This window comes from Stenotrophomonas sp. 05L414_2 (assembly GCF_056397905.1).
In genome coordinates this window covers 1-23,472 of record NZ_JBFTOJ010000054.1, presented here as the reverse complement: position 1 = coordinate 23,472, position 23,472 = coordinate 1, and the positions used below count along the sequence as shown (strand labels likewise).

At 65.9% G+C, this 23,472-nt stretch carries 21 protein-coding genes, 1 pseudogene and 1 riboswitch; of the genes and pseudogenes, 9 read left to right on the top strand and 13 right to left on the bottom strand.

Annotation, left to right across the window (positions count from 1 at the left end):
- Positions 1-152 precede the first annotated feature (152 nt).
- Positions 153-299, bottom strand: a riboswitch (FMN riboswitch).
- Between the two features lie 243 nt (positions 300-542).
- The 3 genes from AC1DJN_RS09845 (at position 543) to AC1DJN_RS09835 (ending at position 2,831) form a co-directional block, all read left to right on the top strand.
- Positions 543-1,166, top strand: coding sequence for an outer membrane beta-barrel protein (locus tag AC1DJN_RS09845; RefSeq protein ID WP_025876645.1), 624 nt, complete (start codon positions 543-545; stop codon positions 1,164-1,166).
- 149 nt (positions 1,167-1,315) lie between these two features.
- Positions 1,316-2,197: a hypothetical protein gene (locus AC1DJN_RS09840; protein ID WP_442251762.1), complete on the top strand. Its 882-nt coding sequence runs from the start codon at positions 1,316-1,318 to the stop codon at positions 2,195-2,197.
- A gap of 7 nt (positions 2,198-2,204) precedes the next feature.
- A complete protein-coding gene (locus AC1DJN_RS09835) occupies positions 2,205-2,831 on the top strand; it encodes a hypothetical protein (RefSeq protein ID WP_442251761.1) in 627 nt (208 codons plus the stop codon).
- 197 nt (positions 2,832-3,028) lie between these two features.
- Here the strand turns inward: AC1DJN_RS09835 and AC1DJN_RS09830 are convergent, their stop codons facing one another.
- Positions 3,029-4,318: a hypothetical protein gene (locus tag AC1DJN_RS09830; protein ID WP_442251760.1), complete on the bottom strand. Its 1,290-nt coding sequence runs from the start codon at positions 4,316-4,318 to the stop codon at positions 3,029-3,031.
- On the opposite strand from AC1DJN_RS09830, the gene AC1DJN_RS09825 reads away from it, so the two are divergent.
- Both AC1DJN_RS09825 and AC1DJN_RS09820 read left to right on the top strand, forming a co-directional pair.
- The gene (locus tag AC1DJN_RS09825; protein WP_442251759.1) at positions 4,317-5,183 is read left to right on the top strand and encodes a hypothetical protein; all 867 of its coding nucleotides are present in this window, start codon (positions 4,317-4,319) and stop codon (positions 5,181-5,183) included. The genes AC1DJN_RS09830 and AC1DJN_RS09825 overlap by 2 nt on opposite strands.
- Positions 5,180-5,719, top strand: a complete 540-nt coding sequence (locus AC1DJN_RS09820; protein WP_478013625.1) for an energy transducer TonB — start codon at positions 5,180-5,182, stop codon at positions 5,717-5,719. The genes AC1DJN_RS09825 and AC1DJN_RS09820 overlap by 4 nt, the downstream gene beginning before the upstream one ends.
- A 304-nt stretch (positions 5,720-6,023) precedes the next feature.
- On the opposite strand, the gene ribD is transcribed toward AC1DJN_RS09820, so the two are convergent.
- The 6 genes from ribD to glyA all read right to left on the bottom strand — a co-directional run bounded on the left by ribD (position 6,024) and on the right by glyA (position 10,702).
- Positions 6,024-7,109 (bottom strand): bifunctional diaminohydroxyphosphoribosylaminopyrimidine deaminase/5-amino-6-(5-phosphoribosylamino)uracil reductase RibD, encoded by a 1,086-nt coding sequence (ribD, locus tag AC1DJN_RS09815; protein WP_313282606.1) that lies wholly within the window; start codon positions 7,107-7,109, stop codon positions 6,024-6,026.
- A 241-nt stretch (positions 7,110-7,350) separates the two neighbouring features.
- Positions 7,351-7,872 carry a transcriptional regulator NrdR gene (gene nrdR, locus AC1DJN_RS09810; protein WP_089238721.1) on the bottom strand — a complete coding sequence of 174 codons (522 nt, stop codon included), beginning with the start codon at positions 7,870-7,872 and terminating at the stop codon, positions 7,351-7,353.
- A 94-nt stretch (positions 7,873-7,966) separates the two neighbouring features.
- Positions 7,967-8,398 carry a hypothetical protein gene (locus AC1DJN_RS09805; RefSeq protein WP_478039148.1) on the bottom strand — a complete coding sequence of 144 codons (432 nt, stop codon included), beginning with the start codon at positions 8,396-8,398 and terminating at the stop codon, positions 7,967-7,969.
- Between the two features lie 86 nt (positions 8,399-8,484).
- Positions 8,485-8,922 carry a hypothetical protein gene (locus AC1DJN_RS09800; protein WP_442251757.1) on the bottom strand — a complete coding sequence of 146 codons (438 nt, stop codon included), beginning with the start codon at positions 8,920-8,922 and terminating at the stop codon, positions 8,485-8,487.
- Positions 8,923-8,952: 30 nt separating this feature from the next.
- Positions 8,953-9,381 (bottom strand): hypothetical protein, encoded by a 429-nt coding sequence (locus tag AC1DJN_RS09795; RefSeq protein WP_442251756.1) that lies wholly within the window; start codon positions 9,379-9,381, stop codon positions 8,953-8,955.
- 67 nt (positions 9,382-9,448) lie between these two features.
- Positions 9,449-10,702 carry a serine hydroxymethyltransferase gene (gene glyA / locus AC1DJN_RS09790; RefSeq protein WP_025876660.1) on the bottom strand — a complete coding sequence of 418 codons (1,254 nt, stop codon included), beginning with the start codon at positions 10,700-10,702 and terminating at the stop codon, positions 9,449-9,451.
- A 278-nt stretch (positions 10,703-10,980) separates the two neighbouring features.
- Here glyA and AC1DJN_RS09785 point away from each other — a divergent pair, with 278 nt between their 5' ends.
- The gene (locus tag AC1DJN_RS09785; protein ID WP_478039147.1) at positions 10,981-14,181 is read left to right on the top strand and encodes an autotransporter domain-containing protein; all 3,201 of its coding nucleotides are present in this window, start codon (positions 10,981-10,983) and stop codon (positions 14,179-14,181) included.
- A 112-nt stretch (positions 14,182-14,293) separates the two neighbouring features.
- On the opposite strand, the gene AC1DJN_RS09780 is transcribed toward AC1DJN_RS09785, so the two are convergent.
- Positions 14,294-14,770 (bottom strand): RcnB family protein, encoded by a 477-nt coding sequence (locus AC1DJN_RS09780; RefSeq protein WP_025876662.1) that lies wholly within the window; start codon positions 14,768-14,770, stop codon positions 14,294-14,296.
- Positions 14,771-15,022: 252 nt separating this feature from the next.
- Here AC1DJN_RS09780 and ettA point away from each other — a divergent pair, with 252 nt between their 5' ends.
- The 3 genes from ettA (at position 15,023) to AC1DJN_RS09765 (ending at position 19,235) form a co-directional block, all read left to right on the top strand.
- The gene (gene ettA / locus AC1DJN_RS09775; protein ID WP_025876664.1) at positions 15,023-16,687 is read left to right on the top strand and encodes an energy-dependent translational throttle protein EttA; all 1,665 of its coding nucleotides are present in this window, start codon (positions 15,023-15,025) and stop codon (positions 16,685-16,687) included.
- Between the two features lie 160 nt (positions 16,688-16,847).
- Complete coding sequence (locus tag AC1DJN_RS09770; protein ID WP_442251754.1) at positions 16,848-18,164, top strand: NCS2 family permease; 1,317 nt, start codon at positions 16,848-16,850, stop codon at positions 18,162-18,164.
- Positions 18,165-18,236: 72 nt separating this feature from the next.
- Positions 18,237-19,235 (top strand): DUF4434 domain-containing protein, encoded by a 999-nt coding sequence (locus AC1DJN_RS09765; RefSeq protein ID WP_200867516.1) that lies wholly within the window; start codon positions 18,237-18,239, stop codon positions 19,233-19,235.
- A 25-nt stretch (positions 19,236-19,260) separates the two neighbouring features.
- Here the strand turns inward: AC1DJN_RS09765 and AC1DJN_RS09760 are convergent, their stop codons facing one another.
- The 5 genes and pseudogenes from AC1DJN_RS09760 to AC1DJN_RS09740 form a co-directional block, all read right to left on the bottom strand.
- Complete coding sequence (locus AC1DJN_RS09760; RefSeq protein ID WP_478039146.1) at positions 19,261-20,394, bottom strand: acyl-CoA dehydrogenase family protein; 1,134 nt, start codon at positions 20,392-20,394, stop codon at positions 19,261-19,263.
- 4 nt (positions 20,395-20,398) lie between these two features.
- A complete protein-coding gene (locus AC1DJN_RS09755; RefSeq protein WP_442251753.1) occupies positions 20,399-21,082 on the bottom strand; it encodes an alginate O-acetyltransferase AlgF in 684 nt (227 codons plus the stop codon).
- A complete protein-coding gene (locus tag AC1DJN_RS09750) occupies positions 21,079-22,557 on the bottom strand; it encodes an AMP-binding protein (RefSeq protein WP_478013627.1) in 1,479 nt (492 codons plus the stop codon). The genes AC1DJN_RS09755 and AC1DJN_RS09750 overlap by 4 nt, the downstream gene beginning before the upstream one ends.
- A 27-nt stretch (positions 22,558-22,584) precedes the next feature.
- Positions 22,585-22,818, bottom strand: a complete 234-nt coding sequence (locus tag AC1DJN_RS09745; protein WP_032978935.1) for an acyl carrier protein — start codon at positions 22,816-22,818, stop codon at positions 22,585-22,587.
- A gap of 16 nt (positions 22,819-22,834) precedes the next feature.
- A pseudogene (locus AC1DJN_RS09740) lies at positions 22,835-23,472 on the bottom strand (MBOAT family O-acyltransferase); the annotation flags it as partial.

Genomic DNA, 23,472 nt, shown 5'->3' with positions numbered 1-23,472 from the left:
GGTGAAGCGGACATCGCCGCCGATGGATTCGCGTGCGGCCAGACGGCCGACGCCTTCGATGATTCCAGTAAACAAGTAACGTTCTCCGCGAAAAGTGAGCGAAAAACGCCGCAAGGCAAACAGGCGGGCGCAGGGCCGCAAAGGCCCTGTGGCACCGTCTTCTTTCATCCGGACTATGACCGTCGGCTCCGGCATTGGACCGGATCTGCTGACCCCCGACGGTAAGGCCGGGGCGCTCGCGGGCTCGTGCTTGCGCACCTACCGCCGGTGGGGAATTGCACCCCGCCCTGAAGACGTTTGTGTACCGGCGAACCGGCCCGCCAAGTGTAACAGCCCGGGCTGAACGGGGCCGAATGCCCCCGGGGGTCGGACCCCTTTCCGCAGGAAAGGGCTCTGCCCCCACCCGGGCGCGTCCAGGCCTGTGACGGCCGTCGCTCGCATTTCGTAAAACTTTCATTAAAATCGGCGGTCGGACGACATGAGGTCGCCACGGACTGCCGCACAGGTGGGCCGCCAATGGACTGAAATTCACAGGAATTCCCATGCGCAAGATCCTGATCGTGGCCGCCCTGCTGGCCGCTGCCCCGTTCTCGGCCTCCGCCGACGCCCTGAGCTATACCTACGTCGAAGGCGGCTGGACCCAGGTCAAGACCGACGACGACGTGTTCAACGACCCGAAGGTTGATGGTGGTTACGTGCGCGGTTCGATCGCGCTGGCCGAGCAGGTGCACGTGTTCGGCGGCTGGAACTACGGCAGCAAGTCGTACGACTACGACTACGGCTCGATGAAGCTCAAGCTGAACCAGCCGGAGCTGGGCATCGGTTACCACATGCCTTTCAGCGACCGCGTCGACTACACCGCCGACATCGCCTGGGTCCGCCAGCAGGCTGAAATCACCGTCAAGGACGTGGACTACGGCCGCTTCAGCGTGAAGGACCACACCAACCTGGTGCGCGCCACCATGGGCCTGCGTGGCAAGCCTTCGCGCATGACCGAAGCCTGGATCAAGGCCGGTTACATGGACGGCGGCAATGAATTCAAGGGCACCTGGGTCGGCACCGTCGGCGGCCAGATCAACTTCACCCGGACCTGGGGCCTGGTGGGCGAGATCTCCGGCTACCGCGACGTCACCCAGTACTCGGCCGGCGTGCGCGCCAGCTTCTGATTGCCCGATCCTCGTCGTGCGATCGAACGGGCTCCGCAAGGGGCCCGTTTTTTGTTGGCCGTCGCGCGCAATACGCTTGGCTGCGGCACGCCATCGAATGCAATGACAATTGCGCTAGGCTTGCCGCCCTCTGGAACAGGAACACCGTCATGAAGACCCCGATCCGCGGCCTGCTGGCCACCGCACTGCTGTGCGCCCCGATGTTCGCCGCGGCCGCCCCGGCGCAGCTGACCCCCGAACAGACCTTCGATCTGTACGCACGCGCATTGCTGGAAGACGATGCCGCCGCCACGCGCACGCTCAACGATGCATTGAAGCCGGCCTTCGACGGCCAGGATTCGGTAACGCCGGTGCCGGGCATGATGGCCCAGGCCCTGGCCGAGCCGTGGCAGACGGTGCTGGCCGTGGCCGGAGTGAAGGGTGATCCCGCAGCGGCGGAAGCGATGTACGCCAAGGCGCTGAAGGCCTCGCAGTGCCGTGCCACGCGCAGCACGGTGGAAGACAACGAATTCGTGGACGACCAGAAGATCGCCAAGGTCGATTTCAGCTGCCAGCTGGCCGACCTGGGCAGCGTGCAGCCGTTGTTCCTGGCCAGCCTGACGGGTGAGGACAAGGCTCCGCGCGCGCGCTTCACCGAGGCCTATACCCAGGCCCTGCAGAGTGGCCCGCGCAAGGCCGTGACCGGCACCCTCACCCTGTACACCGCCAAGGACAAGGGCTACTGGTACAGCAGCAACTTCGATGATCTGGTGGGCCCGGTGCTGGATGCGCTGGCGCCGTTCGATGGCTGGATGCAGGACGTTGAAGCAGCCAAGGCACCGAAGGTGACCGGCGTGCCGGCCTGCGATCTGCTGCTGCAGCAGCACCGCAGCTGCGTGGCGAAGATCGCACCGGACCAGATCAGCGGTGTGGATGCGATGACCGAAGAGTTGAAGGCCAAGACGCAGGTGATGTCGGCCGAGGAAATGACGCAGGAGTGCAAGGCACTGCGTCCGATGGCCGAGATGATGTGGACCGACGAATGCGCCTGAGAGGGTCATGTTGAAGACATGGGGGCTGGCAGCGCTGCTGCTGGCCTTCAGTAGTGCGCGGGCAGGTTCTGCGGCATTGCCGGACGCGCAGATATTCGACCTGTTTGCGCAGGTGATCGTGCACGGCGATGCGCCTGCACAGCGTGCGTTGGCGCAGTACATGCAAGGCGACAAGGGTGTGGCCATCGCTGCGGCCCTGGCCGGTGTGAGCCACCTGGACGACGCACCGGAAATGGCCGATTGGCCGCAGGCGGCGGCCGCGCTGCGTGCGCGGCAGGCCTCGGTACGATGCACGACCGACAGCGTGCAGTACCCGCACGGGCCTGACGGTGACAGTGCCTTGGTGGACTACCGTTGCACCCTGCCGGATCTGATGGCGCTGCTGCCCGTGTATCGGCAACACCCGGTGCCGTTCAATGGCCCGCACCCGCCACAGATGGCGCCGGCACTGGCGGCGGCGTACACGCAGCTGCTCGCCGATGCGCCGGATCGGGAGCGGAATGTCACGCTGGCCTTCGAACGCGATCGCGGCGGTCGCTGGCGGGCAGACCCCTCGCCGCTGATGGGGACACTGGCCGATGCCTTCCTGCCGTTCTTCGAGTGGAACGAGCACCCGCCCGGCGAGGATCGTTGAACTGACGAAGGGGACGGAGAGGATTATGTCGTTTGTGGCAAAAAAGAACTTAATTCCCTCCGCCCCCTTTTTCATGGCCGCAGCAGCAGGCGCAGGTCGTCGCCCACTTGGCCGCGCCCGATCACCGCGATGATGTGGAGCGACCCGTGCGTACACACTTGCAATACCGGACGGCGCCCAGCGATTCCGCGCCATCGTCATTCTTCGTCATCATCATCTGGATCCTCGCCGAACTCCGGTCGATACTGCAGGTACTCACAGCCATGCAGCGTTTTGCCGGGCCTCCAATCGCGCGCGATGCGTGCGCGGTTCTCCAGCCAGCCATCGGCGGCAGTGTCGGTATCGTGGAAGCCGACGAAGGCGACGTCGTCCCAGCCCTCATACGGAGGGAGATCCCATTCGCCTGCCAGGTCCCCGGCAATGTTTCCATCAAGTTCTGCATAGAGGGTCTGACCGACCTTCATGAAACGCGAGACAGGCCTGCCGGCGATCATGACCGGCGCCGGCGGCGTCCACCAGCGATGGCCGTCCTCGTCCTCCCCATCCTTCCAGCCTTTGAAGCGCGCGTCAGAGGTATGTGCAGACATGCCCACCGCCCAACCGGCAGTGTAGTTGCGCAGCGCATCGGCCTTGCAGGTCAGCACATCGTCCAGCTCGGTGGCGATGTCCATGCCCGGGGCGAACACCACATCTGGCTCCTTGCCACGCCTGCGCAACTGCTCAGCGCGCGTGTCGAAGCCCTCTTCGCACCCAACCAGGATGGCGTCCGGATGCGTGGATATCCGCGATGCCACCAACAAGCGCGTATGCAGTCCGCCATCACCGCTATTACGCAGCGACAGAGTCCTCTGGCGAATATGCGGGGCCATACTGACGCTTAGCGGGTGCAGCTCCAACTGCCGCGATATTTCGTCCAACGGTATGCCATCGATGATGGCCATCGTGGCGCCAGAGAGGACGGCGATGCGGCGGATCGAATGGCCGAAAGCAGTAATGGGGGCCGGCAGTTCCACTTCGTGCAATGAAGGGTTGGCCTGCTTGCCTACCTCCCAGTCGCGAAAGGCCGCCTGCGGAGGTTCTCCACCCAGTGCGACCCGCCACAGGTTGCGACGCACAGGCTTCTTGACCGCAGCCGGCGCACGGCACTCGATGACGGCTACCAGATCATGCAGGGCCTGCTCAACGGTCAGTTCATCAAGGGGTTCTTCACGGTCGTCATTGGCCAAGGATGTCGCTGGAACCAGAAGGGCCAGAGGAAGAAGCACAGACAACGCGAGGACTCGATATGAACGCGACAATGCACTGGCCTGCAAAAAACGGCCCACCACTGTGCCCGCCGGCTCCGCGTAGAAGAATAGGAAAGTTTTCAAATCTTCTCGGCGGCGTGCTTCGGAAGCATGGGTCCAGTTTTTCAGACTAATTGCATGGACGCAGGAACTGCTCCCCGAGATCCTCGGGCATCGTTCCGATCGACCAAGTGCTGACATGTTGAAGCCGATTCTTGCCCTGCTGCTGGGCACTCCCCTCGCGGCTGCTACCGCGGCGCCCGCCGCACTTTCGCTGGAAGATTCCTTCGATGCGCATGCGCGCGTCATTACCCAGAATGATGAGAAGGCCAAAGCCGCTCTGCGCAACAGCCTTCGCACGGCAGATGCAAGCGACATCGCCGACATCGTCGACGAGCTGTACGCTTTCGAAAATCTGGCGGCTGGTTTCGAGGAGCCTGCAGCCAGCATCATCAGCGCACGTCGCAAGACCATCCACTGCCTTGCCGACAGAATCGAAAAGAGCAACTCGTCCGAACGCGGCATCGTGGACTACCACTGCACGCTTCCCGATGTTTCCGCTGCGTTTGGGGCCTACCGTGACGCCAAGGCACGACATCGCTCAGGAGAGCAGAGCTTGGAGGGGGCCAAGGCATTCCTGCAAACGTATGCAGCCATTCTGCGCGATGCGCCTGACACCAGGTACGAGGCGCGAGCGGAATTCTCGCGCGTTGGCGACAACGGACCATGGGCCAGTATCGACATGGGCCTTCTTGGGCTGGAGCTCTTGAAACAGCTGATGCCCTTCCAGGCATGGGACGAGCGGATCGAGGCGGAAGCGGTCACCGCGTACTCTGGCATTCCCGTATGCGACCTGATGTTGGATGCTCAACTGAAGTTCGCCGAACGCTATGATCCGGATAGCCCGCTGCAACGTGGCACCACCCTGCAGGATGCCGTGGAAGAAAAGGTGAGAACGCTGGGGCCGGAGCTGGCCGCTGCCTATTGCCGGGGAACCCATGAACGGAACCGCGCGCTGTGGGAAGGCTATCGCAGTGAGCCGCCTGCGGGGCCGGTGACCGAGTGAATCTGCGCAGCACGGTTCTTCTGTCTGCGCTGGCCGGACTGGGCGCATGCGCACCGCCACCCGCCGGCGGAGTCGGGCCCGAGCAGACCCAGAGTCGCCTGCAGACCGAGAAGCCAGGTTGCAGGGAAGACGACGACGTTGTGACTTGCCTGCAGCGCTTTGCCTCAACGCCGACCCGGACCTTCACCGCACGCGCCGACTGCAGTGTATTCACCGAGCGCGGCGACAGCGTCTCGATCGAGCCCACCACCCGCGCTGCGCGCCGGGTTGTTTTTCCCGTTAGGGCTCGCGAAAGCGGCATGGTGCGCCTGCAGATGCAAGTAGACGCGGGTGGCCGCCTTCTGGATGTTCGTGTGGTGCAGTCCAGTGGCAATGCCCTGCTGGAAGCTGCCGCGATGGACGCCGCACAGGAGTGGTGTTACCTGCCCGCACACCGTAACGGTCGCGATGAGGGCGGCGCCGTTGAGGCGGTGTTTCGCTTCAACGTGATCCGCGGAGCCAAACGTGACAACGAATCATCCAAGCAGACGCACTGATGGCGGCAGGAGCAACGAGCGGTCGATTGGCAGCGCCGAGGAGACACCTGTGCTTCCTGCTGGGCGTTCTGTGGTGGAACACATCTGCTGCTGCTCCCTCGCCCGAGCAGGCATACACCCTGCAGGTGCTGGCGGGGCTGCTACCGCTGGATGTGTGGGACGCACGCGGGGTGGATGAGGATACCTCTGAACTGTGCAGATTCCGCTGGCAGAGTGTCCGGGCACTTGAAGCAAATGCGCCGACCAAGGTCGGCATCTACCAGGGCAAGGTGGATCCACGTCATGCGTGGATGAACGTCTCGCCTTACACCCGCAACAGCAACCTCAGATCATCCCCCACTTGGCGCTGGTCGACCACATGCAATCGACGCTGTTGGTCCATCACGTCGATGCCGAGGTCGGCCAGCAACGGGCGGCCGCTGTCGCCCAGCAGTGTTGGCGCCTGGTACATCAGCAACTCGTCCACCCAGCCACCACGCACCAGCGCGCCGGCCAGGGTTGCACCGGCTTCGGTGTGCACCTCGTTGATGCCGCGCTCGGCCAGCAGTGCCAACACCGCGCCCAGATCAAGGCGACCGTGGCGGACGGCTACGCTGGCAAAGGCCGCGTCGGCGGCGTCGGGCGGGCTGATCATTGCATCGTGCAGGTACAGCGTGGGCGCCCCACCCTCGCGCACACGGCTGCATTCCAGCGAGCGCAGGCGTGAATCGAGGACGACGCGCAGGGGCGGCATGACTTCAGTGTCAGCCAGGCGTACGGTCAGCATCGGGTCGTCGGCGATCACGGTGTCGGCGCCGGTGAGGATCGCGCCAGCGCGCGCGCGCCAGTGCTGCACATCTTCGCGAGCGGCGGGGCCGGTGATCCACTTCGAGCTGCCGTCGGCCATCGCGGTACGGCCATCGAGGCTGGCGGCCAGCTTCACCCGCAGCCACGGACGACCGCGCTCCACGCGCGACAGGAAGCCCTTGTTGAGTTCCCGCGCCTGTGCCGCCATCAAGCCCTCGGCGACCTCGATGCCGGCGTCGCGCAGCAGGTCGAAACCACCGCCATCGACTTTCGGGAACGGGTCGCGCATCGCCGCGACCACGCGCGACACGCCGGCCTCGATCAGCGCCAGTGCGCACGGCGGCGTACGGCCGTAATGCGCGCAGGGTTCCAGGGTGACGTAGGCGGTGGCACCGCGCGCGTCGCCGCCCGCTTCGCGCAGGGCGAACACTTCGGCATGCGGGCCGCCAGCGCGCTGGTGCCAGCCCTGCCCGACCACGCGCTCGCCATGGGCGATCACACAGCCGACCATCGGATTGGGACGGGTGGTATAGGCACCGCGTTCGGCAAGCCGCAATGCGGCGGCCATGTGCAGGTGGTCAAGGACGGTGAACGATATGCTCATGCCGCCATGGTACCGCCGTCAGCACGGTGCCAGCCAAGGTTGACAGAGCCCAGTAGATCCACGCCATGCGTGGATGGGCGGCACGGCACCAACCAAGGTTGGCAGAGCCCAGTAGATCCACGCCATGCGTGGATGGGCGGCACGGCGCCAACCAAGGTTGGCAGAGCCCAGTAGATCCACGCCATGCGTGGATGGGCGGCACGGCGCCAACCAAGGTTGGCGGCTACCGAAGCAGAGGCCGTCAGCCCTTCTTTTTCTTGGTGAGGGCAATCACATCGCCCAGCAGTTGCAGTTGCTCGGTGCTGGAAGGCAGGTCGCGTTCGAGCTTCTCGATTTCTTCGCGGAAATCGGCCACGTCCTCAAAGCTGCGATAGACCGAGGCGAAACGCACATAACCGACATGGTCAAGCTTGCGCAGTTCGTTCATCACGAACTCGCCCACTTTGATCGACGGCACTTCGCGTTCGCCGCTGATGCGCAGCTGATGCACCACTGCGCGCACCGCCGCTTCAATCTTCTCTTCCGGCACCGCACGCTTCTGCAGCGCACGGTCGAAGCCGGCGCGGACCTTGCGGGCATCGAATGCTTCGCGGGTGCCATCGCTCTTGACGATGGCCGGCAGCTTCAGTTCAACGGTTTCCAGGGTACTGAAGCGTTCGCTGCACGCCTCGCACTCACGCCGACGACGAATCGTCGCGCCGTCTTCGGAGACGCGCGAGTCGATGACCCGTGTATCGGCATGCTGGCAGAAGGGGCAATGCATTGAACGCCTGGCTCAGGGGAATACCTGCTGCCACGGTCGTGGCAGCGTCGCAACGGTACCTGAGAAGGGGCCAAGCAGCAAACTCCGTTTTTCTTCACTCGCGCCCGCTGGCTTTCGACAGCCATCGGAAGTGGCAGGCGAGGCTGATCCAAGGAGCCCCCCAACCGATTGCCAGTATCAGCAGTATCGGATCCACTCCAAAACTTGAAACTGTTATCACCGACGCGGACACAGCCTGAGCAGCTGACACTAGAAACAGCGTCCCCAGCACCGGCGCGGCGGGCTTCAATCCATCCGGTCCGCGCATCTGCCACGTGTTTGCGAGCTGGAAAACAAGCGGGATCGCCGTCACAGAGRGCAGACCCCACATCGCAAGCAATGCAAGAAGTGCGCTGTTGTCACCGCCGTGCGCCCATACCCATAGGAACAGCAGCGAACCCAACAGGCCAGCCAACGCGCAGGGAATGGAGAAAAGAAGGCTGTGGAGAAGCAGGTAGAGGCCGTGTCGGCGGCGCGAGGATTGCATCGGGGGCTCCTTCCAGTAGGTCGGAAGACCCTAGTCCTGACACCTGCGGCACACCATGCAATTTCTCTGAAACTTCCAACCGCCAGTCACACAGCGTCGGTCGCACCCCGCCGCAGCCACACCAGATGCGCAGTCGGCACCAGCAGCGGCACGCCCAGTACCAGATAGCCCAGTACCTGCCAGGGGCTGCCGGCAAACAAGCTGAAAAGCACCACGCCGATCACCGCCAGCGCCGCCATGGCGCCCAGCGCCAAGCCGATCCAGGGAATACGGGCGGTGTGCCGCAGGCCATCGCGCCCGCGCTTCAAGTAGCAGATGCTGAGCCACAACCAGGCCAGCAAGCCGATCACACCCGCCAGCGCCCACAGCAACAGCACCGCACCTTCGTCGCCGCGCATCAGGCCGTGGCGGGTCAGGAAGGTGTAGATGCCGAAGCCGGCGACGCCGCCACCGGCCACCAGTGCAGGCAACCCCAGCAGCAGGCATTGGGCGATATACAGGCGTTTGTGCAGGCGCTCATCCATGCGTTCGAATCTCCTTGCTGGCTGCTTGCTTCACGTGCGTGGTCGCAGCCACAACAGCATGGCGGCCGGGACCAGCAACGACGGCCCCAGCAGCAGCAGACCGAAGCCTTCGCTGCCGTGGGTGATGCCCAGCCACAGCCCCATGCCCAACAGCGGCAGCGCCGCCAGCATGCCAAGCAGCAGCGCGCCCCACTGCGCCCGGCTGCGCGCATGCAGTGCGCTGCGCCCTGCAAACAAATATCCGCAACTGAGGTCCAGCCAGGCGATGCAACCGGCGAGTCCGGCCAGGCCCCACAGCAGCATCAATGCCTGCCCGGGCAGGTTGACGGTGCCGTCGGCAAGTGAAAGCACGCTTCCGGCCATGGCCAGTACCGCCATCGCCCCACCAAACAGCACGCTGGGTGCGCCCAACGGCACAGCCAAGGCTGCATAGAGATACCTGAGGCGGCGCTCATCCATGCGCGGGTACTCCGGTGCCGGGGCCAGAACCCTTCCCGCAGGGAAGGGCTCCGACCCCAGTGCCCGATCAACCGTAGACCGGGTACTTGCGGCACTGCGCGCTGACCGCATCACGCACGCGGGCGATCACGGCCTCATCGGCCGGGGCGTCGAGCACGTCGGCGATCCAGTTGGCCAGGTCCACGCAGTCCTGTTCCAGGTAACCGCGGGTGGTCACCGCCGGGGTGCCCAGGCGCAGGCCCGAGGTCACGAACGGCGAACGCGGGTCGTTCGGCACCGAGTTCTTGTTGACGGTGATATGGGCCTTGCCCAGTGCGGCTTCCGCGTCCTTGCCGGACACGTCCTTGCCGATCATGTCGACCAGCATCAGGTGGTTCTGGGTGCCACCGGAGACGATCTTGTAGCCGCGCGCGATGAGCGTGTTGGCCATCGCCTGCGCGTTCTTCACCACCTGCTGCTGGTAGGTCTTGAAGCCCGGCTCCAGCGCTTCCTTGAAGGCCACGGCCTTGCCGGCGATGACGTGCATCAGCGGACCGCCCTGGATACCCGGGAACACGATCGACTGCAGCTTCTTGACCAGGTCCTCGTCGGCGCCCTTGGCGACGATGATGCCGCCGCGCGGGCCGCGCAGGGTCTTGTGGGTGGTCGAGGTGACCACGTGCGCATGTTCCAGCGGGCTCGGGTAGACGCCAGCAGCAACCAGGCCGGCGACGTGCGCCATGTCGACGAACAGGTAGGCACCGACCTTGTCGGCGATGGCGCGGAAGCGCGCCCAGTCGATCACCTGCGAGTAGGCCGAGAAGCCGGCAACGACCATCTTCGGCTTGTGCTCCAGGGCCAGGCGCTCGACTTCGTCGTAATCGATCAGACCCTGGTCGTTGACGCCGTACTGCACGGCGTTGAACAGCTTGCCCGAGGCGTTGACCTTGGCACCGTGGGTGAGGTGGCCGCCGTGGGCCAGGCTCATGCCGAGGATGGTGTCGCCCGGCTGCAGCAGCGCGAAGTACACGGCCTGGTTGGCCTGCGAACCGCTGTGCGGCTGCACGTTGGCGTAGTCCGCATCGAACAGCTGCTTGAGGCGGTCGATCGCCAGCTGTTCGGCGATGTCCACGTATTCGCAGCCACCGTAGTAGCGCTTGCCCGGGTAGCCTTCGGCGTACTTGTTGGTCAGCTGGCTGCCCTGGGCTTCCATCACCGCCGGGCTGGTGTAGTTCTCGCTGGCGATCAGCTCGACGTGGTCTTCCTGGCGCTGGGTTTCGGCGGCGATGGCCTTGGCCAGTTCGGGATCGTAGGTTTCGATGCGGACGTCACGCGGGAACATCGGTTACTCCAGGCAGGGAGGGAACAGCGGGGCCTGCGATTGTAAGCGGGCTGGAGGGCCCGGGCGACCGCAGCGGAAGGGGCTTGGGCATTGCGCTGTGGCATGATGTGCTGGCGCGCCTGCGTGTGTAATCCGCAGCGGTGTTGGGCAGCGACTCCATTCCCGGAATATCCGGAAGTGTGACCCGCTTCCTTGCAACTCTGAATTGTTTATATTCAGAAACCTAAAGCCCTCCCCTGCGCGGCCGATACGCCCTGTCCATACAGGGGAAAATCCGCGTGACCCATTCGCACCAAGCTTCGCCGGCAATGACGCTGGCACCGCGTCGCACTTCCGGCGCCTCCCGTACTCTTTCCACCAGTCTGCTGGCCCTGGCGATCGGCCTGGCCATGAGCGGCCCCACCACGGCGATTGCTGCGACGGTCACCGTGCGCGATCCGAGCCAGCTCGATGGCAACTGGTATGTGCCGGGTGCGTGGAGCAACGGCGATCCGAACCTGACTGTCGAGAACCACGCCTACATCGACAGCGTGACCCCGGTCGTGGTGGATGCGATCAGGGCTGATTCGTGGCGCGTGGACATCGGCCATGGCGGCAGCGGCGAGYTGTTCATCCAGAACGGCGGCGTACTGGAAAGCACTGCCATCTTCATTGCGACGCTGGCCGGCTCGACCGGCAAGGTCACCGTGACCGGCGCCGGTTCGCAGTGGATCGGCAACAACAGCATCGGCGTCGGCCATGAAGGCAGCGGCTTCCTGGACGTGCTTGATGGCGGCCAGGTGATCAACGCCCAGGGCACGTGGGTGGCCTCGGAAATGGGCAGCAGTGGCGTGCTGACCGTGTCCGACAAGGATTCGCGCTTTGCCACCGACCAGATCCACGTGGGCGCGCAGGGCATGGGCACGGTGAACGTGCGTAACGGTGGCAGCTTCCAGACCGGCATCGCCCGTCTGGGCAGCTACAGCAGCGTGGCCCGCGGCGAAGCCACGGTGACCGGCAAGGATTCGAGCTGGTTGAATAGCAGTGACCTGCTGATCGGCGTTTCCGGCACCGGCACGATGACCGTCGCCGACGGCGCCACGCTGACCGTGCAGGGCAGCACCCTGCTGGGCCAGCAGCGGCACACTCCGGGCGTGCCCGATGGCGTGCTGGTGCTGACCGGCGCGGGCACCACCGCCACCACCGGCTTCATCGCCGTGGGCCAGAACGCGGTGGCCGAACTGAATGTCTTCGACGGCGCCGCACTGACCGCAGGCAACGTGGGCGTGGGTGAGAACACGCAGGGCGAAGGCAGCTTCCGCGTGGCCGACGCTGGCAGTTCGGCCAGCATGGGCCGCCTGACCGTCGGCAATCAGGGCAACGGCAGCGTGTCGGTGTATGACGGCGGTGCGCTGACGGTCAACGACGCGCTGGGCCTGGCCGGCGCCAGCGGCAGCCGTGGCTCGCTGACCATTGGTCGGCAGGGCACGTTGAACCTGGCCGGCGGCCTGATCTACCAGGGCGCCGGCACGGCCAACGTGCTGATTGCCGATGGCACCCTGCACCTGACCAGCAAGGCCTTCACCAGCAACGTTGAAATGGCGCTGGACGGTGTCGCCACGGTGGACACCGACCAGGTCGATGCGATGTTCAGCGGCCGCCTGACCGGCACCGGCGCACTGCGCAAGACCGGCAGCGGCACGCTGACCACCCATGCCAACAACAGCTACAGCGGCGGTACCCGCATTGAACAGGGCACCCTTGTGCTGGCTGGCAACGGTGCGATCCGTGGCGCGGTGGACGTGGCATCGGGCGCGACGCTGCAGCTGCAGCGCAATGGCCAGACCCTGTTCAACAACGTGCTGTCCGGCGCGGGCGATGTGGTCAAGCTGGATGCGGGCCTGCTGAGCCTGTCGGGCGACAGCAGCGRCTTCACCGGTACCACGCGCGTGCAGGCCGGCGCGCTTGACGTGCATGGCCGCCTGGGCGGCCTGGCCGACCTGGGCACTGGCACCGAGCTGAGCGGTGACGGCCAGCTGGGCAACGTCGTCATCCGCGACGGCGCCACCCTGGCACCGGGTTCGGCCACGGCCTTCGGCATGCTGTCGATGACCGGCAGCCTGCTGATGGAGAACGGCTCGCGCTACCTGGTGGACCTGGGCGCCGATGGCGCCGGCGACCGCGTGCAGGTGGGCGGCGGCGCAACGCTGCAGGGTGGCAACACGGTGGCCATCGCCAGCGAGGGTGACTGGCAGCCACGCAGCCGCTACACCATCCTGAGCGCGACGCAGGGCGTGCAGGGCACGTTCTCCGGCGTGAGCAGCACGCTGGCCTTCCTGACCCCCACGCTGGACTACGACGCCAGCAACGTCTACCTGACCCTGGCCCGCAACGATATCGCCATGCCGGATATCGATCTGGCCTTCCCCGATGTGGTGGTGAACCCCAACCAGAAGGCGGTGGCCGGCGCGGTGGAAGCGCTGGGCAATGGCAACGCCGTGTATGAGGCGGTGGTACGGCTGGACCTGGCCGAGGTGGTGCCGGCCTTCGACAGCCTGAGCGGCGAGATCCATGCCGCGCACCGCGGCGCACTGCTGCAGAACCGCTTCCTGCACGAGGGCATCGACCGCCATCTGGACGGTGCCACGATGGGTGCCGAGATCGCCCCGGGCGTGCACGCCTGGATCGGCGGCAACGCCGGCCAGCGCCGCACCGATGCCGGCGCGGACAACACCGGCCTGCGTTCGTCGCAGCACGGCGTCATGGCCGGTGCCGGCTGGCGCCTGGGTGAATCGCTGGAAGTGGGCGTGGCCGCCGGCCAGCAGCAGCTGGTCAGCCGCCTGGCCCAGCGCGATGCACGCAGCGAAACCGACAGCACCGAGTACGGCGTGTACGGCCAGTACCGCTGGCAGGGCCTGAGCCTGCGTGCAGGTGTCAGCCGTGCCGACTACCGCACCGACAGCACGCGCACGGCACAGGTCGGCACCCGCCTGGACGAAGGCCTGTCCGCCCGCGAGGACGCCACCGGCACGACCGCGTTCCTGCGTGCCGGCTGGACCTTCGGCGGCGCGCGCCTGCAGCTGACCCCGGAAATCGAAGTGGCCCAGGTGCGCCTGGAAAGCGACGGCAGCCAGGAACACGGCGGCCACAGTGCCCTGCAGTGGAACAGCGGCAGCGCACGTTACCGCACCGGCCTGGCCGCGCTGCGCGCGGACTGGGACATCAGCGGTGGCCAGCGTGATCGTGCGGCGCTGACCGCGCGCGCAGGCTGGCAGGTGGCTGGCGGCGATCGCCTGCCGCAGGTCGATGCACGCTTCGTGGAAGGCACGCAGGGGTTTGCGATCAGCGGTGCGCCGCTGGCCCGCCGCAGCGCGCTGGCCCAGTTCGGCGTGGCGGTGAGCCCGACCGACAACAGCCGCGTGGCGCTGCAGATGCAGGGCCGCCGTGGCGATGGCCAGCGCGATGTGGGGGCGCAGCTGGACTGGTCTGTGGCGTTCTGACCGGGAGGTTGGCCGGTTGAATGAAGAAGGGCGCCTTGTGGCGCCCTTCTTTTTTTTTTCCGATCAGGTCAGAGCCCTTTCCGTTGGAAAGGGATCCGACCCCGGCGCTGCATCAACGGTTGTTGATGATGTAGTCGGCGATGATGCCGGTTGCCACGGCCACCAGCAGCATGTTGCCGCGGTCATCGCGGATCCAGTGGTGGCCGGACGGCGGGCGGCGCAGGTGGTAGCGCGGGTAGTCGTTCACCACGTAGATCGGGCCGCGGTAGTAATCGCGGTAGCGGTGGCCGCGCTGCCAGCCATAGCCATAGCCGGGCCGGTAGCCCGGGCTGTAGACCACGCGCGGCGGCGGCGGTGCCGGGCGGTAGTAGCCATGGTCGTAGCGGCGGTCGTGGCGGTAGTCACGGCGCGCTTCACGGCGGTCGCGTTCCCAGTCGCGACGGTCGTGGCGCCACTCGCGGCGATCTTCGCGCCATTCTCGGCGGTCGTGGTCGCGACCACGGTGATCGTTGTCGGCGAAGGCCGGGGCGATGGCGCCCAGCGCCAGTACAGAGGCCACGGCGCCGGCCATGAGTCGATGGATGTGCATGGGAGACCTCTGCTGGGTGGGTGGTGAGCCCATATTGCGCATTCGATCTGAACCGTTTCCGGCTGGAAACGCTTCCCGCTGCGGGACTGTGACGGCCCATTCAGTCCTCGGCCAGCCCCGGGCGCTGCGGACGGCGCGGGGCGTAAGCGGTTCCGGCTATAATTGGGGGTATTCCATTCAGTCTGTGCCCGCTGCCGCAACGGGAAGTTCCCCGTGACGGACCGGGCGCAGGGTCGCGCCTACGGAGACCTCATGTCCTCGCAATACATCTACACCATGAACCGCGTGTCCAAGGTGGTCCCGCCCAAGCGGCAGATCATCAAGGACATCTCGCTGTCCTTCTTCCCGGGCGCGAAGATCGGCCTGCTGGGCCTGAACGGCGCCGGCAAGTCCACCGTGCTGAAGATCATGGCCGGCGTGGACACCGATTTCGAGGGCGAAGCCCGTCCGCAGGCCGGCATCAAGGTTGGCTACCTGGCGCAGGAACCGGAGCTGGACCCGACCAAGACCGTGCGTGAAGCGGTTGAAGAAGGCGTGGGCGAAGTGCTGCAGGCACAGGCTGCGCTGGATGCGGTCTACGCCGCCTATGCCGAAGAAGGCGCCGATTTCGACGCGCTGGCCAAGGAACAGGAGCGCCTGGAGGCGATCCTCGCCGCCGGCGATGCGCACACGCTGGAAAACCAGCTGGACGTGGCCGCCGATGCGCTGCGCCTGCCGCCGTGGGATGCCATCGTCGGCAAGCTGTCCGGTGGTGAAAAGCGCCGYGTGGCGCTGTGCCGCCTGCTGCTGCAGAAGCCGGACATGCTGCTGCTCGACGAACCGACCAACCACCTCGACGCCGAGTCGGTGGAATGGCTGGAACAGTTCCTGGCGCGCTACACCGGCACCGTCGTGGCGGTCACCCATGATCGCTACTTCCTGGACAACGCCGCCGAGTGGATCCTGGAACTGGACCGTGGCCGCGGCATTCCGTGGAAGGGCAACTACACCGACTGGCTGACCCAGAAGGATGAGCGCCTGAAGCAGGAAGACAACCAGGAAAAGGCTCGCCAGAAGGCGATCCAGAAGGAACTGGAGTGGTCGCGCCAGAACGCCAAGGGCGGCCGCACCAAGGGCAAGGCCCGTCTGGCCCGCCTGGAAGAGCTGCAGTCGGTCGATTACCAGAAGCGCAACGAGACCAATGAAATCTTCATCCCGCCGGGCGAGCGCCTGGGCCAGGCGGTGATGGAATTCAAGAACGTCTCCAAGAAGTTCGGCGACCGCCTGCTGTTCGACAACCTGAACTTCCTGGTGCCCTCGGGCGCCATCGTCGGCATCATCGGCCCCAACGGTGCCGGTAAGTCGACCCTGTTCAAGATGATCACCGGCCAGGAAAAGCCGGACACCGGCGAGATCGTGGTCGGCCCGACCGTGCAGCTGTCCTACGTGGACCAGAGCCGCGACGCGCTGGAAGGCAACCACAGCGTGTTCCAGGAAATCGCGGGCGGCCTGGACATCCTCAACATCAACGGCATCGAGATCCAGTCGCGCGCCTATATCGGCCGCTTCAACTTCAAGGGCCAGGACCAGCAGAAGATGGTCGGTTCGCTGTCCGGTGGTGAGCGTGGCCGCCTGCACATGGCCAAGACCCTGCTGCAGGGTGGCAACGTGCTGCTGCTCGACGAACCGTCCAACGATCTGGACATCGAAACCCTGCGTGCGCTGGAAGATGCGCTGCTGGAGTTCCCGGGCAACACCTTCGTCATTTCGCATGACCGCTGGTTCCTGGATCGCATCGCGACCCATATCCTGGCGTTCGAAGGCGATTCGCACGTGGAGTTCTTCCAGGGCAACTACCGCGAGTACGAAGAAGACAAGCGCCGCCGCATGGGCGACGACGCTGCGCCGAAGCGCCTGCGCTTCAAGGCGCTGAAGTAAGCAAGAACGAAAGGCCGCGCTCGCGCGGCCTTTCTCTTTTCGGTAGGTCACCACCGTTGCTGGTGACGAAAGGCGTACCGACCAACGGTCGGTACCCACGTTCTGCATTCGGGTAGGTCACGAACCTTGGTCGTGACACCTTATTGTCGTGAGATCCTCCATGTCCCTGTTCGAACGCCTGTTCCAGCTGCAGCAGCACGGCACCACCGTGCGCACCGAACTGCTGGCCGGTGTCACCACCTTCCTGACGATGTCCTACATCGTCTTCGTCAATCCCGAGATCCTGGGCACCACCGGCATGGATGCTGGGGCAGTGTTCGTGGCCACCTGCCTGGCCGCGGCGCTGGGCTCGGTGGTGATGGCGCTGGCGGCCAACTTCCCGGTGGGCATGGCCCCGGGCATGGGCTTGAATGCGTTCTTCGCCTTCACCGTGGTCGGCGCTGCCGGGCTGCCCTGGCAGCAGGCGCTGGCGGCGGTGTTCATTTCCGGCCTGGTGTTCCTGGTGCTGTCGCTGACCGGCGTGCGCGCGTGGCTGGTGTCGGGCATTCCGGCGTCGTTGCGGTCGGCGATCGTGGCCGGCATCGGCCTGTTCCTGGCCATCATCGCGCTGCAGAAATCCGGCGTGATCATCGGCAACGAGGACACGCTGGTGGCGCTGGGCCCGCTCAATACCGCGCCGCCGCTGCTGGCACTGGGCGGCTTCCTGCTGATCGCGATCCTGGAAGCGCGGCGTGTGCGCGGTGCGATCCTGATCGGCATCCTGGCGGTGACCGCGGCCGGCTGGGCGTTGGGCGATCTGCAGTACCACGGGCTGGTGTCGTTGCCGCCGAGCCTGGCGCCGACCTTCCTGCAGCTGTACCTGCCCGGCCTGCTGCACCACAACGGCGGCGCGCCGATCGCCGTGCTGCTGCAGGTGGTGCTGGTGTTCGTGCTGGTGGAAGTGTTCGATGCCACCGGCACGCTGTATGGCGTGGTCGGCCGTGCCGGTCTGCTGAAACTGCCGGGCGCGCAGAAGCGGTTCGGCCGCGCGCTGCTGGCCGACAGCACGGCGATTGTGGCCGGCTCGCTGCTGGGCACCAGCAGCACCACCGCCTTCGCCGAAAGCGCCTCGGGCGTGCAGGTGGGTGGCCGTACCGGTTTGACCGCACTGGTGGTCGCTGCGTTGTTCCTGGCCGCGCTGTTGTTCTCGCCGCTGGCGGCAATGGTGCCCGGCTATGCCACCGCGCCGGCCCTGCTGTTCGTAGCCGGACTGATGCTGCGCGAACTGGTGGAAGTGGACTGGAGCGACCTGACCGAATCCGTACCCGCCGCGCTGTGTGCGCTGGCGATGCCGTTCACCTATTCCATCGCCAACGGCCTGGCCTTCGGCTTCATTGCCTATGCTGCGCTGAAGGCCGGCACCGGCCGCTGGCGCGAGGTGCACCCGGCGGTGTGGCTGGTGGCGGTGTTGTTCGTGCTGCGTTACGCGCTGGAGTGATCCGGCGGGCGCATGTTCATCGTGCGTGGCCCGGTTCACCCGTTGCGAACGGTGCTCTGGGATGATGACTGCATGTCCACGCCCCTGCTGCCTCCCGATCCATCTTCGCCGCTGCGCCGGCGCCTGCTGCGCGCTGCCCTGCTGGCGCCCGTTGCGGCGGCATTGACCACCCTGCCCGGCTGTTCGCTGCCGGAACAGGTGGACGGCACCTTCCTGCAGCCGTGGCGCAGCCACCTGCAGTGGCGCATGGCCGATTGGCAACGCTCGCTGCAGCTGGCACGCCGACTCGGCTGCAGGCAGCTGGTGCTGCAATGGAGCGGCATCGTCGGTGGCGCCGAGGGTGATTGGCAGCTACCCGATACCAGTGTGCGCATGCTGTTCACCGCAGCCTCGGAAGCCGGTATCGCGGTTCGCGTCGGCCTGCCGTTCCAGCAACGCTGGTGGCAGGCCATCGGCGGAGACGACGCCGCACTGCAGGCCTTCTTCGCCGACAGCCTGACGCAGGCGCGGGCCTGGCTGGCACAGGCGCCCTGGTCTCGCCTGCAGGCATTCAATGGCTGGTACATCCCCTACGAACTCGAGCAGTACCACTGGGCCGATCCCGCCCGTCAGCAATGGTTGGCGCAGTGGCTGCACGGCATCTCCCAGGCGGCGGTCGAGCGTGGTGGCGACTGCGCGATCTCCTGCTATTTCAGCCGCCTGCAGACCCAGGGCGACCTGGTAACCCTGTGGGATGCCGTTCTCGCGCAGGCATCGGTCAGACCCATGGTGCAGGATGGCGTGGGTGTTGCCGGCGCCGGCAACGTACAGCAGCTGCAGCCGCTGCTGCAGCATCTGCGCACGCGTGGCGTGGCCTTCGATGCCATCGTCGAACTGTTCCGCGAGCTGCCCGGCGAGAACAACGACGGCACCCAGTTCAAGGGCGAAACCGCTGATGCCGCCCGTATCGAGCGACAGCTGGCCTGGGCGCGCGACAGCGGCGCCGAGCACGTGCTGGTGTACGCGCTGGACCCTTGGCTGTCGCAGGACACGCCGGAAGCGGCCGCATTGCGCAAGCGCTGGGGGATCTGACCCCGGTACCGACGCGCAAGAAGCGTTACAGCGTGCGGCCGATGATGTCGCGCAGGATCTCGCTGGTGCCACCGAAAATCCGCAGTGCACGCGCGTCGGCCCAGGCACGCCCTATTCCATATTCGCTGCTGTATCCGTAGCCGCCGTGCAGCTGCAGCAGGTCGTCCAGCACCTTCCCTTGGACTTCGGTGGCGTTGAGCTTGGCCATCGCCGCGCGGGTGGGATCCAGTCGGCCGCTGATCTGCTCGCCCAGGCACTGGTCGAGGAAGCTGCGCAGCATCGCCAGCTGTGCCGTGGCCGAGGCCAGCACGAAGCGCGTGTTCTGGTGGTCGATCAGCAGCCGACCGAAGGCCTTGCGCTGCCGCACGTAGGCCACCGTCTCAGCCAGCATGCCTTCGGCCGAGGCGGCCGCGCGCAGCGCGATGGCCAGCCGTTCGGCCGCCAAATGCTCTTCCAGGTAGGCGAAGCCACTACGCTCCTGGCCCAGCAGGTGATCGGCAGGCAGGAACACGTCTTCGAAGAACAGTTCGGTGGTGTCCTGCGCATGCTGGCCGATCTTGGCCATCGGGGCACCGCGGCTGACACCGGCAGCGGCCAGGTCCACGCAGAACAACGTCAGGCCGCCGGCACCGAGTTCCGGGGCGACAGTGGCCACCACCACGGCGACGTCGGCATTGCTGCCATTGGTGATCCAGGTCTTCTGCCCGTTCAATCGATATCCGCCGTCCACTACGTCGGCACGGGTGCGGATCGTCTTCAGGTCACTGCCGGCGCTGGGCTCGGTCATCGCGATCGCACCGATCGCTTCACCCCGTGCCATCTTCGGCAACCAGGCATCGCGCACGGCTGGCGTGGCGTACTGCATCAGGTAGGGCGCGACCATGTCCGAGTGGATCGAGAAGCCGATGCCCAGATAGTTGGCGCGTGCCAGTTCTTCGATCACGCAGGCGGCGTGACCGTAGTCGCCTCCCATGCCGTAAGGCTCGGGCAACTGGCAGTTGAGCAGGCCGGCCTCGCCCGCCGCGCGCCACAGCGCACGTGGCGTGATGCCATCGCGCTCCCATTGCGCGTACCCGGGCGCGATCTGTGCGTCGATGAAGCGACGGACCTGGTCGCGGAACAGTGCGTGGTCCTYGCGGAATACCGGCCGGTCTGCCATCGGATCAGCGGCCCACCGCGTCGGTGCCACTGAGCTGGCCCTGCAGCACCGGTGCGTTGGCGGCGCCGGTCAGGAACAGGCTGTAGTGATCGCCGGGCTGCAGCGCGGGAAGTTCGAGTGCGGGACTGTCCTTGCCACCGCAACCGGCCACCAGCCGCGCCTTGACCGGATTGATGCCACGCGCGGCGCTGCGGCCAGCGGCAACCGCCGGGAACACCACTGCGCCCTTGTCGGCCATTGCCAGCTTGCCCTGGGTGCAATTGCCGGCGAGGTTGTAGAAGCGGATCTCGGCCTTGAGGGCGTCACTGCTGCCACCACCGTCTTCGAGCACGTTGAAGGGCTTGGCCGCTGCGCCGGGATCCAGCACCAGGGTGGTGAAACTGCCGGCGGCCACCGCTGGCTGCGTGCGGGCCTTGCCGGCCACGCGCACGCTGAACGGCTTGCCGCCTTCAACGATCGCATAACGGGTAGCGCGTGTTGCCTGCCCGACGTTCTGGTCGGCGCCATTGCCGATACCGGCCTTGAGCACCGTGCTGCCCGGGTTGAGCACGCGCACGAAGGCAGAGCCAGCGGGCGGGCGCGCGGCATACAACTGGGCCAGGCGCCCTTCCGGTGCGCCTTGGGCGAAGGCTGCGCACGGCGACAGCAGCAGCGCGGTGGCGACCAGCGATTTCAGGACAGTGTTCATGCGGGTTTCTCCGTCGTGCGGAGCGTGCGCGCCAGGATCTGGTAGCGCTGCTCCAGTTGCTTGCGATCCACCTTGTTGCTGATCGTCTGCGGCAGGGCATCCACGGCGAACAGCTCGGAAGGAATCATATAGGGCGGCATGTAACGTTCGAGCTGGCCCTTCCAATCTGCCAGGTCCGCTGGCGGACGCTGCAGTGGGCCGGTCTGTGGCTGCGTGGTTTCGACAAAGCCGATCATCCGCACCAGGCTGCCATCGGGCCGCCGCAGTACCACGGCGGCTCCTGCGACCACGCCAGGCAGGCGGGCCAGGCCGACATCGACCTCGGCCAGTTCAATGCGGTAGCCATTGAGCTTGATCTGGTCGTCGCGGCGGCCACGGAAGTAGAACCGGCCCTGCGCATCGACATCACCGAGATCACCGCTGCGGTACGCACGCTTGCCGTTGTGTTCGAACAACACGCCGGCATCCAGGTCCGGGCGCTCGAGATAACCACGCATCACATGGTCGCCGGCCATGCAGATCTCACCATCATCGAGGAACACCTCGGCATAGGGCTTGCCGATGCCGATCGGGAACGGGTTGGGTGCCGCCGCACGCAGGGCCGGATCGATCTCCACCCATGTGGTGGAACAGGTCGCTTCGGTCGGCCCGTAGGAATTGATGATGCGCACCTGCGGGAAACGCGCCCACAGTTCTTCAGCCACGCGCGGCGTGAGTGATTCGGCACCGAACACGAACACCTGCAGGTCGGGCAGGTGCGTGGCATCGAAACGCGGATTGAGCATCTGCTGGCGCACGAACGAGGGCGTGGATGCCCATACGGCCACGTGCGAATCGCGCAGATGGTCGACGAAATGCTCGCTGCTGGCGATCACCTCGCGCGGGCACAGCACGCAGCAGCCACCCAGGCCCAGTGCACCACACAGGTCGAACAGCGAGAAGTCGAAGCTGAAGAGCATCTGGTTCATGAACGCCGGCGCCGGGCCCAGCGCCAGGCAGTCGCGGATCCAGACGGTGAACAGGGCAACACTGTCGCGGCCGATCTGCACGCCCTTGGGGTCGCCAGTGCTGCCGGAGGTGAACATGATGTAGGCCAGGTCCGGCACCGCCAGCGCTCGTGGCGCATCGGCACCAGGCAGGAACGCATCGACGGCCGCATCGTAGATCGCACGCGCATGCACCAGCGTGGTGATGCGCTGCAGGCGGGCTGGCGGGTTGATGGTGTCCACCGGTACGTAGGTCACACCCAGGCAGAGGCAGCCGAGCATGGCCACCACGAAGGCCGATTCCTTGTGCCCGGAGATCACCAATGCGTCACCGTGCACCAGGCCGGCAGCACGCGCACGGTCGATCCACTGCTGGGTGGCACGATGCAGCCCGGCCCAATCAAGTACCCCATCGGCCGCGTGCAGGGCGGGAGCCTGCGTGGCGACATCCAGGTCGGCGAATCGGCATTGGTCGAAATCGAAGTACATCGTGCTACCTCCGGTGCCCGCGGGCGATCAGCTGGGGCGGTGCTCGGCCACGTAGTCGGCCAGCACCTGCACCGAATCAACCAGGGCGTCGATTTCATCCACCGGCAGGGTGACGCCAAGACGGTCCTTGACCTCGACCATCAGTTGCACCTTGGACATCGAATCGAAGAACGATTCCATGTATTCGTCCGGCTGCACGCGGGTACCAATCACCGCCTCGACGATATCGATGAGCTGGTTCTGGATTGTCTGCTTGTCCATGTTGGAATCCACCTTGTCAGAACTGGAAGTAAAGGAAACGGGTTTCTTTGTGCAGGTTCAGCAGGCACAACGTCAGCAGCACCAGCATCACCAGCAGCCAGGCCCAGTTGGGCTGCCAGCGCATCCACGCGCGCGGTGCCGGGCTCGGTTTTGCCAGCGCGGGAGAGTACACACCCATGATCTGGTGCGCGTTCGGTGCCAGCCAGACAATGGCCAGTGCCAGCAGGATGTACAGCAGCTGCAGGTGATGGCCCAGCAGCAGGCGCGCACCGTCGGCCAGGCCCATGCCCGCGACATGGCCCAGGTTCTCCATGCTTTCCCAACCGCGCACGCCGAACATGCCCTGCACCAGCTGCCACGCATCGTGCACGCCATCGGCGCGGAAGAACGCTTGCGCCACCAGCACCGCGCCGAAGGTCAGCAGCAGGTAACCGGCGTGCTGGAACGGATTGAGTTTTCGCATCGCGGCCGGCTTGCGACCGCCGACAAAGACCCGCCACGCATGGTTGATGACCAGATAGGTGGCATGCAGCAGGCCGAAGATCAGGAACTGCATGCCGGCGCCATGCCAGATGCCGGCCAGGCCCATCGCCCACACCGTGGGGAGCACGATCATCGAGAAGAAGCCGCCGGCCGATGCCACCGCAGTGGGGC

Coding starts and splice junctions, on each gene's coding strand:
- AC1DJN_RS09840 (WP_442251762.1), top strand. CDS start 1,316: ATGAAGACCCCGATCCGCGGCCTGCTGGCCACCGCACTGCTGTGCGCC.
- AC1DJN_RS09770 (WP_442251754.1), top strand. CDS start 16,848: ATGTCCCTGTTCGAACGCCTGTTCCAGCTGCAGCAGCACGGCACCACC.
- AC1DJN_RS09825 (WP_442251759.1), top strand. CDS start 4,317: ATGTTGAAGCCGATTCTTGCCCTGCTGCTGGGCACTCCCCTCGCGGCT.
- AC1DJN_RS09765 (WP_200867516.1), top strand. CDS start 18,237: ATGTCCACGCCCCTGCTGCCTCCCGATCCATCTTCGCCGCTGCGCCGG.
- nrdR (WP_089238721.1), bottom strand. CDS start 7,872: ATGCATTGCCCCTTCTGCCAGCATGCCGATACACGGGTCATCGACTCG.
- AC1DJN_RS09800 (WP_442251757.1), bottom strand. CDS start 8,922: ATGGATGAGCGCCTGCACAAACGCCTGTATATCGCCCAATGCCTGCTG.
- AC1DJN_RS09795 (WP_442251756.1), bottom strand. CDS start 9,381: ATGGATGAGCGCCGCCTCAGGTATCTCTATGCAGCCTTGGCTGTGCCG.
- ribD (WP_313282606.1), bottom strand. CDS start 7,109: ATGAGCATATCGTTCACCGTCCTTGACCACCTGCACATGGCCGCCGCA.
- AC1DJN_RS09745 (WP_032978935.1), bottom strand. CDS start 22,818: ATGGACAAGCAGACAATCCAGAACCAGCTCATCGATATCGTCGAGGCG.
- glyA (WP_025876660.1), bottom strand. CDS start 10,702: ATGTTCCCGCGTGACGTCCGCATCGAAACCTACGATCCCGAACTGGCC.
- AC1DJN_RS09780 (WP_025876662.1), bottom strand. CDS start 14,770: ATGCACATCCATCGACTCATGGCCGGCGCCGTGGCCTCTGTACTGGCG.
- AC1DJN_RS09835 (WP_442251761.1), top strand. CDS start 2,205: ATGTTGAAGACATGGGGGCTGGCAGCGCTGCTGCTGGCCTTCAGTAGT.
- AC1DJN_RS09845 (WP_025876645.1), top strand. CDS start 543: ATGCGCAAGATCCTGATCGTGGCCGCCCTGCTGGCCGCTGCCCCGTTC.
- AC1DJN_RS09750 (WP_478013627.1), bottom strand. CDS start 22,557: ATGTACTTCGATTTCGACCAATGCCGATTCGCCGACCTGGATGTCGCC.
- AC1DJN_RS09830 (WP_442251760.1), bottom strand. CDS start 4,318: ATGTCAGCACTTGGTCGATCGGAACGATGCCCGAGGATCTCGGGGAGC.
- AC1DJN_RS09755 (WP_442251753.1), bottom strand. CDS start 21,082: ATGAACACTGTCCTGAAATCGCTGGTCGCCACCGCGCTGCTGCTGTCG.